Raw genomic sequence first — 18311 nt, 5'->3', positions numbered from 1 at the left:
GAAAACGGCGGCGACTTTCTTCAAATAGAAACTGGTGTATTGATAGGCGGACCGCACCCGCGAGGCAGCATGTTCGAATCGCTGAAACAGTTTCTGACAGACATCACCCAGGGCCAGCCCGCGGACGAGAGCTCTCCGGAGAAAGACCAGCGTCTCGCCGTGGCCGCGCTCCTTGTGCATCTGGTCTCCGTCGACGGCATCGTCGCGGACTCAGAGAAGCAGCGCCTGAAGGAAATCCTGCGCACCAATTACAACCTCTCGCCCAAGGACACCGAGGCGCTGATCTCCGAGGCCCGCACCCGCGACCGCGAGGCGATCGACCTTTATGCCTTCACCAGCGTCCTGAAGCGCACGCTCGCCGACGACGAGCGTCGCCACGTCGTGGAAATGATGTGGGAGATCGTCTACGCCGACGGCACCGTCCACGAAATGGAGGACAACATCGTCTGGCGCGTCGCCGAACTCCTCGGCGTCTCCTCCCGCGACCGCATCGCCATGCGCAAACGCGTCGAGGGCCGCATCGACGACGAGGGCGAATGAGAGCCCGGCAACGACCCGCGCGATATCCGGGGTCGACGCGTCACCGACAATCGATATAATCCGCGCCCATGACCGTCATGCACCGGATCGATGGCAGGGGAGAGCGCCCGCAGCGCGTGCTCATCGTCCTCCACCAGGAAAACTCGACCCCGGGTCGGGTCGGGCAGTCGCTCGTCAGGCGCGGCTTCACGCTCGACATCCGCCGTCCGCGCTTCGGCGACCCGCTTCCCACCACTATGGCCGAACACGCCGGCGCCGTCATTTTCGGCGGACCGATGAGCGCCAACGATACCGACGCCTTCGTCCATCGCGAGATCGACTGGACCGGCGTGCCGCTGTCGGAGGGGGCACCTTTCCTCGGCATCTGCCTCGGTGCCCAGATGCTGGTGCGCCATATCGGCGGCAAGGTCGAGCCTCACACGGAGAGCTGCGCGGAGATCGGCTATTATCCGATCCGCCCGACCGAGGCCGGCAAGGCCCTCTTTTCCTGGCCGAAAAAGGTCTACCAGTGGCACCGCGAAGGCTTCGACCTGCCGCGCGAGGCAACGCTGCTTGCCGAGGGCGATCTTTTTCCCAATCAGGCATTCCGGGTCGGCGCCGCCGCCTATGGCATCCAGTTCCATCCGGAGCTGACGCTCGCCATGATGCACCGCTGGACGGTGAAGGGTGCGGAGCGCATGAAGCTTCCTTGCGCGCAAAACCGCAACGACCACTTCGCCGGCCGCGCCGTCTACGACGCGCCGCTGAGGGCCTGGCTGGAGAAATTCCTCGACCTGTGGATCGGCCGCGCCGACGCGCCGGCCCCGGCGACGGCAAAAGCCCCCGCTTCTGCGAAGGCCTCTGCCGAATAGCCGACGCCTCCTGAAAGATCGCCCATGCAAACGGCAGGGCCGTTTCTGCCGGCCGCACCGTTGCAGAATGCGAATCCGCTGCAATCTGCAATGCGCCGAGGGTAAACGCGGCGTTTAAATACCGGCATTGATTGTGCCGACCGTCGTCTCCCACCACTATATCTTGTGGTTTTCGCGCGCGGAAAACCTGGCAAGCGATTTGCCAGGGATAGGACGCTGACCTTCAGGTTTTGCGTAGTCAGCAAGGCACCCGGGCGGGAGAAGGCGTCACCTTGACCCTGACGCGCCTTCTTCCGCCACGCCGGGTCTTTTTCTCCCTGACATTGACGGCTCTATCTCTAGGCGATCAGTCCATCGCCGAGATGGTGGCGTGCACACCGTCCCAGAAGGCGAGCCGCGCGGCAACCGCCGCCATCGCCGCCTCGCGCGCCTCATCGAGCCGCTCCGGATCGCCCTCGCAGAGCGCGTTGAGGAGCTTCAGCGACAGCGGCGCATGGAAATCCTCGTCGAGATGGATGTGCCGGTTGAGATAGAAATGGAACACCGGCGCCTCGTCCGGCCCGATTTCCATGTCCGACAGGAACCGGCGGAACATCGCCGGGATGATGTGCTCGCGCCCGAGCGCCAGCGCCGCCGCCACCTGGTGCGGCCGGTCGGAATTGATGAAGCCGAAGGTGGTGCGGGTGAAGGTCGCGGACGGCGCCGGTGCAAGGCCGGTGGCAAGCGCCGCCTCGATGCCGTCCGCCACCGCCGTCTCGACAAAGGCGAGCACCGATGTGGGATCGGCCCCGACCTCGCGCATCGCCGTGCAATAGAGCTCGAAATGGCTGGTAAAGGCCGGGTTTCCGGCCCCGTGGCCCGGTAGTTCGTCGGTCTCTTCCTCCAGCACCAGCTCGTTGATGAAGCGCCGGACGCTGCCGTCGCCGACCGGCGCCCAGGGCACATTGGTCGGCGCCACCCGCGCCTGCAGGTACTTGATCAGCGACATGAAATCCCAGACCGAAAAGACGTGGTGCTCCATGAACCGGCAAAGCCGCGCGCGGCTCGTGATCGCGCCATAGACCGGGTGCGCATCGAGCGGGGCCCGGGTCGCTTCGATGATGTCGGCGGTCAGGCTGCCGGGCGCGGCGGGTGCGTTCATGGTGTCTCCCCCTTCAATATCTGTTCGGCCAGTATATTTGTTTTTTCGAATATAGGGCAGATCGTCCGTTCGCCACGTTGCAGTGCGGCAGGCCGCACGCCGGCGGGCTCCCGCCGGACGGTCCGGAAACGCAAGTCGATGCAAAAAAATGAAAAAAACCGCGATGCCGCCGCCATCAGGGAATCGACAAACCGAATCGATCGGTGTATGGACGACGCTTGATTTTCCAGGATATGGAGCACGGTCGCTGCCGGCGCATCAAGAGCGCGGCCTCGGCCGTGCCGACTGTATGAGAAGGGTTGAGCCGTGAACATCATTCAGGAACTCGAAACCGAGCAGATGGCGGCAATCGAGGACAAGCGCAAGCTTCCGGACTTCTCGGCCGGCGATACGCTGCGCGTCAACGTGCGCGTCACCGAGGGCAACCGGACCCGCGTGCAGGCCTATGAGGGCGTCTGCATCTCGCGCTCCGGCGGCGGCCTCAACGAGAGCTTCACGGTCCGCAAGATTTCCTACGGCGAAGGCGTGGAACGTGTCTTCCCGCTGTTCTCGCCGCTGATCGAGTCCATCGACGTCGTGCGCCGCGGCAAGGTCCGCCGCGCCAAGCTCTATTACCTGCGCGGCCGCCGCGGCAAGTCCGCCCGCATCTCCGAGGCCACCAACGTGCGCACGCGCCGCCTGGTCGACGCCGAGAAGCGCGTCGCCGCCGACGCCAAGGCCGCCGTCGAGGCCGAGAAGGCCGCGGCACGGGCCGCCGCCGCCGAAGCCGCCGCTGCTGCGGAAGCCGCTGCCGCCGCCGAGGCCGAGGCGGGCGACACCGCGTCCGAATAGGTCGTCTCGCCGATGCGAACGAAAAACACCCAGCCGGCCCTTCGGGGCCGGTTTTTTTGTCCGCCGATGACGAAACGCCCGCCCTGCCCCATATCTTGCCGGAGCGGCCGACGGTGACGGGGCCGTCCCGGCGACCCGCCGACCCCGCATGCGATCCGCCCCGCCAGCTTGCGCGCTTGTCCTGAGCGCACATCCTGAACGCCCGTCCCGACAGTCCGTCTTGACCGCTCCGGGCGACGTTCTTTAAGAACAGCCGGCCAGACATGTTCCGGCGTTTGAATCTGGAGAGAAAGAAAATGTCCGCCCCGAGAACCCTCTACGACAAAATCTGGGACGACCACCTGGTCGAAACGCAGGACGACGGCTCCTCTCTCATTTACATCGACCGGCATCTGGTCCACGAGGTGACGAGCCCGCAGGCCTTCGAGGGGCTGCGCATGACCGGCCGCAAGGCCCGCGCGCCGGAAAAGACGCTCACCGTCGTCGACCACAACATTCCGACCACTGACCGCTCCAAGGGCGTCGACGATCCGGAATCGGCCCTGCAGATCGAGACGCTGGCCAGGAACGCCGCCGAATTCGGCCTGGAATATTACGACGAGCACGACGTTCGCCAGGGCGTGGTCCACATCATCGGACCGGAGCAGGGCTTCACCCTGCCCGGCACCACCATCGTCTGCGGCGACAGCCACACCTCGACCCACGGCGCCTTCGGGGCGCTGGCCCACGGCATCGGCACCTCGGAGGTCGAGCACGTGCTCGCCACCCAGACGCTGATCCAGTCCAAGGCCAAGAACATGCGCGTCACAGTCGACGGCGCGCTCGCTGACGGCGTCACCGCCAAGGACATCGTGCTGGCCATCATCGGCGAGATCGGCACCGGCGGCGGCACCGGCCACGTCATCGAATATGCCGGTGAGGCGATCCGGGCGCTGTCCATGGAAGGGCGCATGACGGTCTGCAACATGACGGTCGAGGCCGGCGCCCGTGCCGGCATGATCGCGCCGGACGAAAAGACCTTCGAGTACCTGAAGGGCCGGCCGAAGTCGCCGAAGGGCGCCGACTGGGAGGCTGCCGTCGACTACTGGAAGACGCTGGTCACCGACGAGGGTGCCGAGTTCGACGCTGAGGTCCGTCTCGACGCCGGCAACCTGCCGCCGCTGATCACCTGGGGCACCAGCCCGGAGAACGTCGTCTCCATCACCGGCAGCGTGCCGGACCCGGAACAGATCGAGGACCCGGCGAAACGCGCCGCCGTGGAGCGCGCACTCGCCTATATGGGTCTTGAGGCCGGCACCCGGATGACCGACATCGCCATCGACCGCGCCTTCGTCGGCTCCTGCACCAATGGCCGCATCGAAGACCTGCGCGCCGCCGCCGCCGTCGCCAAGGGCCGCAAGGTCGCCGACCGCGTCAACGCCCTGATCGTGCCGGGCTCCGGCCTCGTCAAGGAACAGGCCGAAGCCGAGGGCCTCGACAAGGTGTTCATCGAGGCCGGCTTCGAATGGCGCGAGCCGGGCTGCTCCATGTGCCTTGCCATGAATGCCGACAAGCTGGCTCCCGGCGAGCGCTGCGCCTCGACCTCGAACCGCAACTTCGAGGGCCGCCAGGGCTTCAAGGGCCGCACCCACCTGGTGTCGCCGGCAATGGCCGCCGCCGCCGCGATCGCCGGCCACTTCGTCGACATCCGCGACTTCAAGTAGGCCGGCACGAAATAACGTTTACGGAAACGGAAAACGGGCGGAGATTTCTCCGCCCGTTTTCTTTTGTCATGTTCTATTGATGCAGAGGATCAGCCTGCCCTTTGCAGATCCCTGTCGAGCGCCGTCGAGAAGGCCTCGAGCGCCTCGATGACCTCGATGCTCGCCGCCTCCAGCCGGTCGAGGCCGGCGGCGACCGCCGCCTTGTCGCCGCGGTCATAGGCTTCCAGCGTCTCGCGCGCCGCCGCATGGACGGTCCTGTGCGGCTCGCGCATCGCCACGAAGGACGGATGGGCGCGGATCCGCTCGTCGGTGATGGCGTCGTACCACTTGCCGAGCCGGCAGGAATGGTGGTCCGGCACCTCACCGGCCCGCCACTTGTCGCGCCCGGTCACCGTGTCGACGATCCGCTTCTTGAACATCACATGGTCGATCTTGGCCATCTCGCAGAGCGATTGCGCGGAATCGGCATCGAACCAGGCCTTGGCGTCCTCCAGGAAGGCGCCGTTGGCGTGGTCCAGCGAGCCCGACATCTCGCTCAAGCGCCGTTCGTTCTCGTTGGCAAGGTCGGCAACGCGGGTGATGCTCTCGGCGATCTCCTGGCTGGCGCCGTGCTGCTGCTGCAGGATCGACGAGATCTCCTGCATCTTGTGGGAGACATCGCCGATCTGGGTGCCGACCGTCTCCATCAGGGCGTTGGCGCCGGTGATGGTCTCCTCGCCCTTCTCCACCGCGTTCTGCGAGCTTTCGATGGATTCGCGGATCGTCATCATGCCGCCCTTCAGCGCCTCGATGCGCTGGGCGATGTCTTCCGTCGCCTTGGCGGTCTGGGTCGCCAGTTCCTTGACCTCGGCGGCAACGACCGCAAAGCCCTTGCCCGCCTCGCCCGCGCGGGCGGCTTCGATGGTCGCGTTCAGCGCCAGGAGGTTGGTCTGGGCCGCGATGCTCTCGATGACGGTCAGGAACTCGCTGATCTGGTCGGACGCCTCGTGCAGTTCGGTGAGGTCGTCGGCGCTGCGCTGCGAGCTTGCGGCGATGTCCTTGATGGTCGTCGACACCGCCTGCATGGACTTCAGGCCGTCGGCGATCGCCGAATGGGTGGTGTCGGCCTCCTGCGCCGTGCCGTCGCTGGTCGCGGCGATCTGCTGGATCGAGGCCACCAGCTCCGCCGAGGCCGATGAAATCGCCTGGCCGCCGTCGCTGGCCGCGCGGATGTTGTTGGAGAGATACGCCATGTTCAGCGTCACATCGTTGATGTTGCGCACCGTCTGGGCGAGCTTGCGCAGGCTGTGGACGTCCTTTTCGCGCTCCTTCTTGTCCACCGTCTCGGCCATCATGCTGGTCTGGTAGGCGTCATAGGCCAGCACCATGTCGAGGAAGATGTGCGAGACCGCCGTCTGCAGCATCCGCGTCTGCTTTTTCGGCGACAACCGGTTGCCGGCAACCAGCGCCGGGATCATGTCGTGGAACAGCCGGCCATAGGCGGCGAGATACCACAGCGGCGTGATGCCGGCCCGCACATGGGCCTCGCCGATCTTCCTGGCCTGCTCCTCCAGGTCCGGCCCCGGGCCGTGGTCGAGCAGGAACTCCATGTGGCGCTGCTGGGTCGCCTTCAGCTCCTCGACCCGGCCGCAGTTGGCGCCGAGCTTTTCGGCAAGCTCGGGCCGGTCGGCCAGGGCGCCGTAGAAGGTTTCCAGGATCGCCGGCATGCGCGACGACAGCGCGCGCCACAGCGCCTTGCCGTTGCCGGCGGACGCACCGTTCATTTCCAGGAAATCGGAAATCGTCGCCGTCAGGTCATCGCCGGCGACGCCATTCCTGGACTGTGTTGCAAGACGAGCCATCGAGCTCTTCCCCCCGTAATTTTCCCTCTGGAAATATCCTGATGCTTGAGCAATTTGGTTATCGAAGTATTAAACCCCGGTAAAATACGAAGCGTGCCGTGTTAATACTTACTGAAAATGCGGGAAATGCGGGAAATATTGGGGGCCGACAAGGCGAATGCAACACAACTGCAACAGTCTCGCCCGTGCGAAGCGATCAGTTCGCCCGGGCGAGCGCCAGGCGCACGGCAAAACCGGCCATGACGCCGGCGAACAGCCAGTCGATGGCCCTCAGAATCCGCGGCGAGCGCCGCAGCCGTGCCGCGATCAGATCGGCGAAGGTGATCATCGGCAGGATGATTACCGAGGCGACGACGATGAACCAGGCGCCTAGGAAGACGAGCTTGGCCGCCGCCTGCGGGTCTCCCGCCGAGACGAACTGCGGCAGGAACGTCACGAAGAAGAGGATGATCTTCGGGTTGAGGATGTTGATGCCGAGGCCGGAGAGAAACACGCGCCTCAGGCTCTGGCGCTTGCCGTCGGCCAAGGCCGGATCGAAGCCGCTGCCGTGGCGGATGGCATCGACGGCAAGCCACAACAGGTAGGCCGCGCCGACCACCTTCAGTGCGGTGAAGGCGGTGGCAGACGCCGCCAGGAGCGCGGAAAGGCCGACGGCGACGAACAGGGTGTGGACGAGGATGCCGGTGATCGCCCCGCCGAAGGCGACGAAACCGGTGCGCCGGCCGGCGACGATCGCCTTGCCGAGGAAAAACGTCATGTCCGGGCCGGGGGTCAGCGCCAGGACGACGGTCGCAAGGCTGAAGGCGGCAAGCGCTGCGGGATCGGGCAGGAAGAACATCGGATGTCACCCCTCGTCGTGTCGGACCGGCAATGCGGGATGTATACCGCGCCCCACCGGACGCCTCAATGACAGCACCGGGACAACACCGGGACGGTCAGTCGCCGGGGGCACCCCGGGGCGCATTTTCCGCATGGTCGAGCGCCCAGCGGAACGCGGCCTCCATGCGGTCGTTGCCCCAGAAGAGTTCGCCGTCGGCGGTGACGAAATCCGGCGCGCCGAAAATGCCGAGCGCGCGCGCTTCTTCGGTCACCGCCCGCAGCCGCGCCTTGTTGCCGGCGCCCGTCGCCGCATCAAGGATGGGACCGGCATCAAGCCCGAGTCTTTCGAGAATTCCGGCGATCACGGCACGCTCGCCGATCTGCTCCCCGTCACCGAACTCCGCCGCAAACACCGCTTTGGCGAAATCGATTCCCCAACCCCCATCCTCGCCGAGAAGGGCGACGCGGGCGGCAAGCAGGCTCGGCTGCGGAAACGGAACGGGCGGCGCAAAGGCGAGGTCGAGGTCGGCGCAGAGCCGGGCAACGTCCCGCCACATGTAGCGTCCTTTTGCCGCCTGCCAGTTGAACGGCGAATCCGCCGGCAGGCCCTCGGCCTTGAACACCGGGCCGAGCGCGAACACCCGCCAGCGCACGGCAACGCCGAACCGCTCCGCGACCTCCTCGACCCGGAACGCCGCCGGATAGGAATAGGTCGAGGCGAATTCGTACCAGAAATCGACCGTCGGTCGGGCCATTTCGCACCAATGTCTTGAAACGGTATCCTAAAGCCAGTACCCGAATACTGCTTTTTTTGCGCCCCGATCAAGCCGGACCCGCACGCCGACACTACCACCGGGAGGCCTGCGGCCGGCCAGCGAAAACCGGAGAGCAAATCGCCTTGCGTACCAGTCTCGCCACCGCCGTTTCCGCAATCGCACAGAACCCGCTCCGCGCAGCCGTCATCGCAACGGCGCTGCTGTCGCTGTTCTTCCTTCTGCTTCCCGACGTCGATATCGCCGTCTCCAGGCTGTTTTACGAGCCCGGGGCCGGCTTTCCCCTTGCCGACGTTCCGTTCCTTCAGGACCTGCGCGCCCTCAACAGGTTCCTGATGCGCCTGATCGGCGTTTGCGCAGGCGGCGCGCTGCTCGCCTGGATGCTGATCCGCCGGCTGCGCGCCCGTTTCGACGTTCGCGCACCGGTCTTCCTGCTGTCGACGCTCGCGCTCGGCCCCTGGCTCATGGTCAACATCATCCTGAAAGGCTATTGGGGCCGCGCCCGGCCGGTCCAGACCGACGTCTTCGGCGGCGAGAGCCCGTTCTCCAACGTCTGGCAGATCGTCGACCATTGCCAGACCAATTGCTCGTTCACGTCCGGCGAGGCCGCCTCTGCCGCCTGGCTGTTCGCCCTCGTCTTCATTGCCCCCGTCGCCTGGCGCCGGACCATGAGCATCGGCATCGGCCTTTTCGCGGTCGCCGCATCGTTCAACCGCATCCTGTTCGGCGGCCATTTCCTGTCCGACGTCCTCCTGTCCTGGACGCTGATCTTTGCAGTTCTCCTGCTCCTGCGATGGGTCATCTACAAGAGGCCGCCGAAATGGCTGGAAAGGCCGCGGCTTGAGGCTGCCCTTGCCCGCGCCGGCGACGCCGTCGTCGCCCGTTCGCGGCGCGCGGCCGGAAAGCTCAGGGCCGCCCGCAAGCGCGCGTTCGACACGCTGCGCTGACGCGCCGCCCGCAACGACGGCCTTTTGCCGGGAAACGGACGGGCGCCCCCCTTGCGCCGCAACGCGTTCGCACTAAAGTGCCGCCGATCCCCGGGCGAAACGCCCGGCCCAAAGACATCCTCTTTCTCGGAGAAGACCGGTGAGCGACATCAAGAAGGTGGTTCTTGCCTATTCGGGCGGCCTCGACACCTCGATCATCCTGAAATGGCTGCAAGTGACCTATGGCTGCGAGGTGGTCACCTTCACCGCCGATCTCGGCCAGGGCGAGGAGCTGGACCCGGCCCGGCGCAACGCCGAGCGCGCCGGCATCAAGGAAATCTATATCGACGACCTGCGCGAGGAGTTCGTCGGCGATTTCGTCTATCCGATGATGCGCGCCAACGCGCTCTATGAGGGCGTCTACCTGCTCGGCACCTCGATCGCCCGGCCGCTGATCTCCAAGCGCCTGATCGAGATCGCCCACGAGACCGGCGCCGACGCCATCGCCCACGGCGCCACCGGCAAGGGCAACGACCAGGTCCGCTTCGAGCTCGCCGCCTACGCCCTCGATCCGGACATCAAGATCATCGCCCCCTGGCGCGAATGGGATTTCAAGAGCCGCACCGACCTCATCGAGTTCGCCGAAAAGCACCAGATCCAGGTGCCCAAGGACAAGCGCGGCGAGGCGCCGTTCTCCGTCGACGCCAACCTCCTGCACTCGTCTTCGGAAGGAAAGGTGCTGGAGGACCCGAACGAGGAGCCGCCGGCCTATGTCTTCCAGCGCACCATCGCCCCGGAAGAGGCGCCGGACACCCCGACCTATATCGAGATCGGCTTTGAAAAGGGCGACGCCGTCACGCTTGACGGCGAAAAACTTTCGCCGGCGACGATGCTGGCCCGCCTCAACGATCTCGGCCGCGACAACGGCATCGGCCGCGTCGACCTGGTGGAGAACCGCTTCGTCGGCATGAAGAGCCGCGGCATCTACGAGACCCCCGGCGGCACCATCCTCACCGTCGCCCACCGGGCCATGGAATCCCTGACGCTCGACCGCGAGGCCATGCACCTCAAGGACCAGTTGATGCCGCGCTATTCCGAGTTGGTCTATTACGGCTTCTGGTTCGCCCCGGAGCGCGAGATGCTGCAGGCCCTCATCGACAAGAGCCAGGAGCACGTGGAGGGCACCGTCCGCCTGAAGCTCTACAAGGGCAGCGCCGTCGTCGTCGGCCGCCGGAGCGACAAGTCGCTCTATTCCGACGAACTGGTCACCTTCGAGGACGACCGCGGCGCCTACGACCAGAAGGACGCGGAAGGCTTCATCCGCCTCAACGCCCTGCGCCTCCGCACGCTGGCCATGCGCCGCCGCAAGGGCTGATCCCGAATAGGCTTCTGATTTCGCCGCCGCTGTGCAAATCTTGCAAAAAAGAGAGCCAGCGGGGGCGGATCGACGGATGGCGGGGGAGCGAGAGGGGTTTTCAAGGCGCCTTGCCTTTGCCGCGCTGATCGGCCTTGCCATCGGCACGGCCGTCGTCCTCGCCGCCGTGCCCTTTAGCAACAAGACCGAATTCCAGCGCCTGACGGTCGCCGCCGGCCCGCGTGGCAGCGATGCCTACCAGCTCCTCAGCGAGATCGCCGAGGTCGTCGAGCGCCATTCCGAAACGCTGCGGCTCACCGTGCGCGAAAGCGGCGGTTCCAGCGAGAATGTCGGCATGATCCGCGCCGGCACCGTCGACCTTGCCGCCGTCCACGCCGACACCCCGGCGGTCAACGTCATCCGCCTCATCAGCCATCTCTACAAGGACTATTTCCAGCTCATCGCCCGCGACAAGGCCGGCATTTCCGGCATCCGCGACCTCGTCGGCAAGCGCATCGCCCTGCCGCCCTTCGGCACCGACGAGTTCCGCGCCTTCTGGATGCTCGCCCGCCACTACGACCTTGCCGTCGACGATTTCCGCTGGAAGGCGATGAGCCTCCGCGAGGCCACCGAGGCGATTGCCAAGAACCAGGTCGATGCCGTCTTCGCCCTGCGCTCCCTGCACGACCGCCTGATCCTGCACCTGATCTCCAATGCCGGTCTGGTCGGCACGCAACTCGCCTATGTCCCGATCGACCAGACAAGGGCGATCGCCATCAACCGGCCCTTCCTCGATGCCTCGGTGATCGTCAAGGGCGCCTTCGACGGCGATCCGCCGTTGCCCGCCACCGACATCCAGGCGCCGACCATCGAGCGGCTCTTGGTCGCCCGCGCCGACCTCGACCCGATGGCGATCCGCGAACTCACCGGCATCCTCTTCGAGCAGCGCCTCGACCTCATCGTCAGGACGCCGCTCGCCGACGAAATCGCGATACCGGATGCCAGCATCGGCCTTTCCGTGCCGCTGCATGACGGCGCGGATGCCTATTATCGCCGCGACGAGCCGTCCTTCATCCAGGAGAACGCCGAGCCGCTGGCGCTGCTCGTCACCGTCATCGCCATGGTCATGTCGGCCGGCTTCGCATTGCGCGCCCGGCTGGTGGCCAACCGCAAGAACAGGGCCGATTCCTACAACTACCAGCTCCTGGCGCTTGCCAACGAAGCGCGCGACGCCGAGAGTGTGGAAACCCTCGACAAGTGCCGCGACAGCCTGCACGAGATCCGCGAATCCGTCGTCGTCGCCCTAGACACCGACGACGTCACGGAAGAGGGCTTTCAGTCCTTCGCGTTTCTGTGGGATTCGGTCCGCATCGGCATCGACCAGCGCCGCGCCGAGATCGGCAGCGGCCACGCGGCGGGAGAGATGAGGAAACAGATCGCCACCAGACACCCCGAAACGGCGCAGTAGCCGAGATCGACTCGGAACCGCCGCAGTTTCGACCCGTTTTACCTTTGCAATCAGACGCTATCCTGCTTCGGCGAAAGGAACCGGCCATGACAAGTCTTGAAGGACAACGGATTCATCGGACCGGCAGTCCCTTATCTCAGAAAACCCGCGCGCCGCTCCTCGACCGCCTGTGGCAGCGCCTTGCCGGCCCGGCCGACCAGGGGCCCGTCAAATTTGCCTCCCTGCAGCGGCGCCCGACGCCCAACGACGCGCTCGCCTGCTCGCCCGGCGCCTGCGCCGTGAAGGTCGACATCGAGCTTCCGTTCTATGCGCCGGGGCCCGACGCCCTGTTGCGCCGGCTGGATTCCATCGCCCTTGACCTGCGGCCCGTCGACCGGGTCGACGGCGACGCACGGGCCGGCTACCGCCGCTACGTCTTTCGCACGACGCTGATGCGGTTTCCCGACACGCTGGACGCCGAAGCCGAGGCGATCGATGAAGGAAAGACGGCGCTTCGGCTCTATTCGCGCTCGCTCATGGGCCGCAGCGACCTCGGTGCCAACCGCAAGCGGCTGGAAAAGATCGCCGCCCGCCTGAAGACGGACGCCGCCGATTGATCGGCAAAGCAGGAAAGGCCGAAGCGTCTGCGACCGGGGCGGCGCGCCCTATCGGGCCAGCGTCTCGGACGGCAGCTCGCTGAACATCGCCCGGTAGTCGGAAGCGAACTGTCCGAGATGGGAAAAGCCCCAGCGCTCGGCGATGCCGCGCACCGTCAGCGGGGTTTTCGCCTTGACCAGTTCGCGCCGGCACTGGGCCAGCCGGTAGGCCTTCAGATAGGCCTTGGGCGAGACGCCGAAGCGCTCCTTGAAGGCGTAGTTCACGGTCCGCTCGGACACCTCCGCAATCCGGCAGAGATCGGCGTTGCGCAAGAGCCGTTGCGGATGCGCCCGCTGAAAATCGACGACCCGCTGCAGCGCCCGGTCCCGCTCGCGCGCACTGACGCGCGTGCGCGGAGCCGTCGCAAACGCAAGCGTGCGCACCACGGCCCGCGGCAGGTCCTCGTCGATCAACTGGACAAGGCTCGGGCCGAGGTCATCGGAAGATCGATCGAGAATGGTCTGGCGCGCTTCCAAAAGGCGCGCGCGCAGTTGCTGAAGTTCGTAGAACGGCGGCACCAGCGTCTCATTGCTTTCGATCAGATCGACCACCTGCGGCACGCCGAGATCCTCGGCCATCGTTTCGATGAGATCGCGTCCGATGGAGACGGCAATCCGGTCGAGCGGACCGCGGGTCACCCCCTCCCAATCGTTGCCGCTCCGGTGGATGGTCACCTCGGCGCCAGACACCTCGCGCCCGCACCAGTAGAGGGTCTGGTCGGGGTTGGTTGAGAAGCCGAATGTGAACACACCCTTGGGCGCAACGCCGATCTGGTGCAGGCGCTTTTCGAAGCGCACGGCATCGAAACCAGCCACCTGGCCACGCGCCTGGAGCAGGCGATTGATGCCGACACCCATTTCGAGAGGCACCACCTCGAGCTTCCAGTCCCGCGCTTGCGCGGCGAGCGCATCGATGTCGGTGTCGGAAATCAGCCTCACATAAGCATTCATCACGGTCATCGATTCAGTTCTTTGCGTCCGCAGGGAGGCAGCGGCACGCGAAAAAGCGCAGGTGCTGGACGAAAAAGCAATGCGACCGCCCGGGTCGGCCCCGAAAACAACGAAACAACACCCCCGAAAAGAATCATCTCGGGACGACGTTCTTTGTCCCGAACGGAGAATGCCGAACGAACGCGGACGCACACCCGAGACTATCTCCCGTATACTTATTCAGCCCCAAGAATAACTCATACCAGCATTAGGCCGAACCAATGTGTGCGAAAAGGACGCATTTGCAATAATGCTCATGTGACATGTCGTCATTTTTTGCTGAAAATGCGAAAAATGGTACCCTCCCTGCGCGCAACTCCGCGACCTGCCACGATGAAATGGTAGGCCGGAAGTCCCGAACGGCGCAATGAACGATTGCCGGAAGGACGCTTTCAACGGGGGATACGCCATGGCTGGCGACACGACGTTCCGATTCGCCCGCGCCGTCGGGCTTGCCGTCCTTTGCCTCGCCGCGGCGTCCGGTGTCCGCGCCGCCGGCTCCGGTCCCGATCCGGCCGTCGTCGATTTCGGCGTCAGCGACGTCAGGGCCGACGGCTCCGGCCGTCTCGACTTCCAGATCGCCTGCCGGGTGGAAAACCGCGGCGACGCGCCTTTCGCCTCGACCAGGCGCGGCCAGGGCATCGCCCTTTACGAGATCCGCCACGGCGAGAGCGAGGGCCACCGCCTGCGCTACCGGCGCTTTTCCGATCTCGATGCCGGCGAAGAGCTGAAACTGCACAAATGGATCAAGGACTGGGCCGTGGACGAGGCCTTCCCGTCGAGCTTCGAATGCAAGCTTATCTACGACGTGGAGAAACGCAGCGATCAGGATTCGCGCAACGACGACGCCGACCTCACCAACAATCGCATGGTCGTGCGCGGCATCGACATCCTGAAGCGGCTGAAGGACCGGCAACCGGCCGCCGAATAGGAAAACCGCCGAAAAACGGTCCGGATCCGGTTTTTTTGCCATTCGGCCGGCTAACTCGGCCCCAAACGTACGATTTCACTTGATTCCGTCGTCGCCCTGACACAATTGGGGGCGATCACGAACCCCGTTATTCCAGATCGAACGACATCAGGATCGAAGCAGGAACGGCCCTCCGGCCGCACCGGCGCCGGATAAGGACGTCCCCAATGAAGCTCCGCAATATCGCCATCATCGCCCATGTCGACCACGGCAAGACAACGCTGATCGACGTCCTCCTGAAGCAATCCGGCTCGTTCCGCGACAACCAGCGGACCGAAGAACGGATGATGGACTCCAACGACCTGGAGCGCGAGCGCGGCATCACCATCCTCGCCAAGGTGACCTCCCTGGTCTGGAAGGACACCCGCATCAATATCGTCGACACCCCCGGCCACGCCGACTTCGGCGGCGAGGTGGAGCGCATCCTGCACATGGTCGACGGTGCCATCATCCTCGTCGACGCCTCCGAGGGGCCGATGCCGCAGACCAAGTTCGTGCTGTCGAAGGCCCTGAAGATCGGCCTCAAGCCGATCGTTGCCATCAACAAGATCGACAAGCCCGACGAGCGCCACGACGACGTCCTGAACGAGGTGTTCGACCTCTTCAGCGCCCTTGAGGCCAACCACGAGCAACTCGATTTTCCGGTGCTCTACGGCTCCGCCAAGCAGGGCTGGATGGCCATGGAGCCGACAGGTCCGAAGGAGAGCGTCGGCCCGCTGCTCGACCTCGTCGTCGAACACGTCTCGGCACCGACGGTACGGCCCGGCCCGTTCCGGCTGCTCGCCACCACCATCCAGGCAGATCCGTTCCTCGGCCGCATCCTCACCGGCCGCATCGCCTCCGGCACCGCGACGCCGAACATGAGCGTCCATGCCATCTCCCGCGACGGCAAGGTGATCGAGCGCGGCCGCATCTCCAAGGTGCTCGCCTTCCGCGGCCTTGAGCGCCAGGCGATCGAGGCCGGCGTCGCCGGCGACATCGTCTCGATCGCCGGCCTGCAGGAGGCGACCGTCGCCGACACCCTGGCCGACCCCTCCGTCACCGAGCCGATCGCCGCCCAGCCGATCGACCCGCCGACCCTGTCCATGACGTTCAAGGTCAATGACGGCCCGCTCGCCGGCCAGGACGGCGACAAGGTCCAGAGCCGCGTCATCCGCGCCCGGCTCCTGAAGGAAGCCGAGGGCAACGTCGCCCTGCAGGTGCGCGAGACCGGCGACGCCGACGCGTTCGAGGTCTCCGGCCGCGGCGAACTGCAGCTCGCGATCCTCATTGAGACCATGCGCCGCGAGGGCTTCGAGCTCAATGTCGGACGCCCGCACGTCGTCTACCAGATCGACGAGAACGGCGACAGGCACGAGCCGATCGAGGAAGTGATCATCGACGTCGACGACGAATATTCCGGCAACGTCGTGCAGAAGCTGCAGGAGCGCCGCGCCGACCTGATCGAGATGCGCCCCTCCGGCCACGGCCGCACCCGCCTCGTCTTCCACGCCCCGACCCGCGGCCTCATCGGCTACCAGTCGGAGCTGATGTCCGACACCCGCGGCACCGCCATCTTCAACCGGCTGTTCTTCGAATACGGGCCGCACAAGGGCGAGATTTCCAGCCGCCACACCGGCGTCCTGATCTCCAATGGCGACGGCGACTCCGTCGCCTATGCGCTGTGGAAGCTGGAGGATCGCGGCCCCATGCTGATCGAGCCGGGCGTCAAGGTCTATGAGGGCATGATCGTCGGCGAGCACACCCGCGGCAACGACCTTGCGGTCAACGTCCTGAAGGGCAAGCAGCTCACCAACATCCGCTCCGCCGGCAAGGACGAGGCCGTGGCCCTGACGACGCCGATCAAGCTGACGCTGGAAAAGGCGCTCTCCTACATCAACGACGACGAACTGGTCGAGGTGACGCCGAAGTCGATCCGCCTGCGCAAGGCCCATCTCGATCCGCACGAGCGCAAGCGCGCCGAGCGCGCCAAGGGCAGCGACGCGGCCTGATCTCAAGCGGCCCTGCGGACGACGATCTCCTTGAGGAAAATCTCGGCCGGGGCTTCCCCTCAAGGCGCCGCTGGCATAGGATTCGCCTATGTCGCTGAAGACCTCTGAAATACGGCCGGCACGGCCGGGAGACGCGGACGGCGTTGCCAGGGTGCACGCCGGTTCCTGGCGCTATGCCTATAGCGGGATCATCGAGGGAACCCACCTGGAAAAGATGATCAACCGCCGCGGCAGCGTCTGGTGGGACGGCGTCGTGCGCCGGCGCGGCGGCATGCTGGTCACCGAGTTCGACGGCCGGATCATCGCCTATGCGACCTTCGGCCCGAGCCGGCTGAAGGACCTGCCCTACACCTCCGAGATCTACGAGCTCTACCTGCTGCCGGAATATCACGGCCTCGGCTTCGGCCGCGCCCTGTTCGATGCCTCGCGGGCCAAGCTCGCCGGCAGCGGCTTCCGCAGCCTTGCGGTGCGGGCGCTCGCCGACAACGTGCTCGCCACCGGCTTCTATGCGGCCGTCGGCGGCATCGAGGTTCGCCGCAGCGCCGAGATGGTCGGCCAGTCCTGCCTTCCCGCCGTCGTCTTCGGCTGGGGCAAGGGCGCGCGGTAGTCGGCGGGTCCGTTTCCAATCTCCTGAGCAAAATGACATGCCCGCTACGTGAAGCGGCAAGCCGGAATAGGATTTTGCCGACTCAGCTCTGGATTGCTTCGCTGCGCTCGCAATGACGGTTTCATTAATATTATCAACGTCATTGCGAGGGTTCGAAGGACGGGGAGCGGCGCGTGGCGCGAGCCTAGCGAAGGCCGACGCGGCAATCCAGGGGCCCGCCTTGCGGAACCTATGGTCGGCCCCCCTACTCCCCGAGGCTCGGCCCCGGCGTGCCGACCCGCTCAGGCGTATCGTTGCAGTCGAAGGACCCGGCGAGCCGATCTGCCGCATCCCGCGCCAGCGCATTCGCATCCGGATTCGTGCGCGCGTCCACATAGGCGATGTGGCAGGTGGCGCCGGGCTGAAGCTGGCTGACCACCAGCACCTCGCCCTGGTCCTGGTCGTCGTTGAGCGAGGTGCGGTAGCGCAGGATCGTCGCGAATGCCTGCCATTCCCCGCCGACCCGGCGTAGCCGCCATTCCGTCGTCTCGCCGATGGTGTTGAAGGGGCCGAGGGTCTGCGACGCCAGCGGCTCGTCGCTTTTCCGCTGATCGAACCAGACGAAGAACCGGAGGTCCCCCTCGCCGACGAATACCGGCCGGCCGCGGTATCCCGCGCAGCGTACCAGCGTCCAGGAGCCTTCCTCAAGGTTCTGGTCGACGATCGGACAGGCATTGAGGTCGAGCTTGGTATAGGCGCTGTCGATCTCGGCCGCCCAGGCCGCAGTGATCCCGGCAAAGACCGCCATCGGCAGCACCAGCCAAGCAATCCCGGCACCGATCCTTGAAAGCCCGGCCATTTCCATTCCTCCCCGTTGCGGAGGGATCGCCCC

Annotated in this window: 17 protein-coding genes; 11 read left to right on the top strand and 6 right to left on the bottom strand. The window is 65.7% G+C overall.

Annotation, left to right across the window (positions count from 1 at the left end; all coding sequences use genetic code 11):
• Positions 1-69: 69 nt before the first annotated feature.
• Both CH339_RS06335 and CH339_RS06330 read left to right on the top strand, forming a co-directional pair.
• On the top strand, positions 70-540 hold the full coding sequence (locus tag CH339_RS06335) for a tellurite resistance TerB family protein (protein ID WP_111433495.1): 471 nt from the start codon (positions 70-72) through the stop codon (positions 538-540).
• A 68-nt stretch (positions 541-608) separates the two neighbouring features.
• Entirely contained in the window at positions 609-1391 is a 783-nt protein-coding gene (locus tag CH339_RS06330; protein ID WP_244669188.1) for a glutamine amidotransferase, read from the top strand.
• 346 nt (positions 1392-1737) lie between these two features.
• Here CH339_RS06330 and CH339_RS06325 read toward each other — a convergent pair whose 3' ends face one another.
• On the bottom strand, positions 1738-2532 hold the full coding sequence (locus CH339_RS06325) for a DUF3050 domain-containing protein (RefSeq protein ID WP_111433494.1): 795 nt from the start codon (positions 2530-2532) through the stop codon (positions 1738-1740).
• A gap of 306 nt (positions 2533-2838) precedes the next feature.
• Between CH339_RS06325 and rplS the strand changes: the two genes are divergently transcribed.
• Both rplS and leuC read left to right on the top strand, forming a co-directional pair.
• The gene (gene rplS, locus CH339_RS06320; protein WP_111433493.1) at positions 2839-3363 is read left to right on the top strand and encodes a 50S ribosomal protein L19; all 525 of its coding nucleotides are present in this window, start codon (positions 2839-2841) and stop codon (positions 3361-3363) included.
• A gap of 296 nt (positions 3364-3659) precedes the next feature.
• Positions 3660-5066, top strand: coding sequence for a 3-isopropylmalate dehydratase large subunit (leuC, locus tag CH339_RS06315; RefSeq protein ID WP_111433492.1), 1407 nt, complete (start codon positions 3660-3662; stop codon positions 5064-5066).
• Between the two features lie 89 nt (positions 5067-5155).
• Here the strand turns inward: leuC and CH339_RS06310 are convergent, their stop codons facing one another.
• The 3 genes from CH339_RS06310 to CH339_RS06300 all read right to left on the bottom strand — a co-directional run bounded on the left by CH339_RS06310 (position 5156) and on the right by CH339_RS06300 (position 8481).
• The gene (locus tag CH339_RS06310; RefSeq protein WP_111433491.1) at positions 5156-6907 is read right to left on the bottom strand and encodes a methyl-accepting chemotaxis protein; all 1752 of its coding nucleotides are present in this window, start codon (positions 6905-6907) and stop codon (positions 5156-5158) included.
• A 196-nt stretch (positions 6908-7103) separates the two neighbouring features.
• Entirely contained in the window at positions 7104-7745 is a 642-nt protein-coding gene (locus CH339_RS06305) for a LysE family translocator (RefSeq protein ID WP_111433490.1), read from the bottom strand.
• Between the two features lie 97 nt (positions 7746-7842).
• Positions 7843-8481, bottom strand: a complete 639-nt coding sequence (locus tag CH339_RS06300; RefSeq protein WP_111433489.1) for a 2-hydroxychromene-2-carboxylate isomerase — start codon at positions 8479-8481, stop codon at positions 7843-7845.
• Between the two features lie 143 nt (positions 8482-8624).
• On the opposite strand from CH339_RS06300, the gene CH339_RS06295 reads away from it, so the two are divergent.
• The 4 genes from CH339_RS06295 (at position 8625) to CH339_RS06280 (ending at position 12843) form a co-directional block, all read left to right on the top strand.
• Positions 8625-9446, top strand: a complete 822-nt coding sequence (locus CH339_RS06295; protein WP_111433488.1) for a phosphatase PAP2 family protein — start codon at positions 8625-8627, stop codon at positions 9444-9446.
• 139 nt (positions 9447-9585) lie between these two features.
• Complete coding sequence (locus tag CH339_RS06290) at positions 9586-10800, top strand: argininosuccinate synthase (RefSeq protein ID WP_111433487.1); 1215 nt, start codon at positions 9586-9588, stop codon at positions 10798-10800.
• Positions 10801-10876: 76 nt separating this feature from the next.
• Complete coding sequence (locus CH339_RS06285) at positions 10877-12247, top strand: TAXI family TRAP transporter solute-binding subunit (protein WP_111433486.1); 1371 nt, start codon at positions 10877-10879, stop codon at positions 12245-12247.
• 86 nt (positions 12248-12333) lie between these two features.
• Positions 12334-12843 carry a DUF1499 domain-containing protein gene (locus tag CH339_RS06280; RefSeq protein ID WP_111433485.1) on the top strand — a complete coding sequence of 170 codons (510 nt, stop codon included), beginning with the start codon at positions 12334-12336 and terminating at the stop codon, positions 12841-12843.
• Between the two features lie 48 nt (positions 12844-12891).
• Here CH339_RS06280 and CH339_RS06275 read toward each other — a convergent pair whose 3' ends face one another.
• Positions 12892-13842, bottom strand: coding sequence for a helix-turn-helix domain-containing protein (locus CH339_RS06275; RefSeq protein ID WP_111433484.1), 951 nt, complete (start codon positions 13840-13842; stop codon positions 12892-12894).
• 439 nt (positions 13843-14281) lie between these two features.
• On the opposite strand from CH339_RS06275, the gene CH339_RS06270 reads away from it, so the two are divergent.
• The 3 genes from CH339_RS06270 to CH339_RS06260 all read left to right on the top strand — a co-directional run bounded on the left by CH339_RS06270 (position 14282) and on the right by CH339_RS06260 (position 17440).
• A complete protein-coding gene (locus CH339_RS06270) occupies positions 14282-14803 on the top strand; it encodes a hypothetical protein (protein WP_111433483.1) in 522 nt (173 codons plus the stop codon).
• Between the two features lie 206 nt (positions 14804-15009).
• Complete coding sequence (typA, locus tag CH339_RS06265) at positions 15010-16833, top strand: translational GTPase TypA (protein ID WP_111433482.1); 1824 nt, start codon at positions 15010-15012, stop codon at positions 16831-16833.
• Positions 16834-16921: 88 nt separating this feature from the next.
• A complete protein-coding gene (locus CH339_RS06260; protein ID WP_111433481.1) occupies positions 16922-17440 on the top strand; it encodes a GNAT family N-acetyltransferase in 519 nt (172 codons plus the stop codon).
• A gap of 244 nt (positions 17441-17684) precedes the next feature.
• Here the strand turns inward: CH339_RS06260 and CH339_RS06255 are convergent, their stop codons facing one another.
• On the bottom strand, positions 17685-18278 hold the full coding sequence (locus CH339_RS06255) for a hypothetical protein (RefSeq protein ID WP_201241077.1): 594 nt from the start codon (positions 18276-18278) through the stop codon (positions 17685-17687).
• Between the last annotated feature and the right edge of the window lie 33 nt (positions 18279-18311).

The sequence above is a fragment of the Rhodobium orientis genome, from assembly GCF_003258835.1.
In the GTDB taxonomy this organism is placed as follows: Bacteria; Pseudomonadota; Alphaproteobacteria; order Rhizobiales; family Rhodobiaceae; genus Rhodobium; species Rhodobium orientis.
This window is presented reverse-complemented; position numbering and strand designations above follow the sequence as displayed.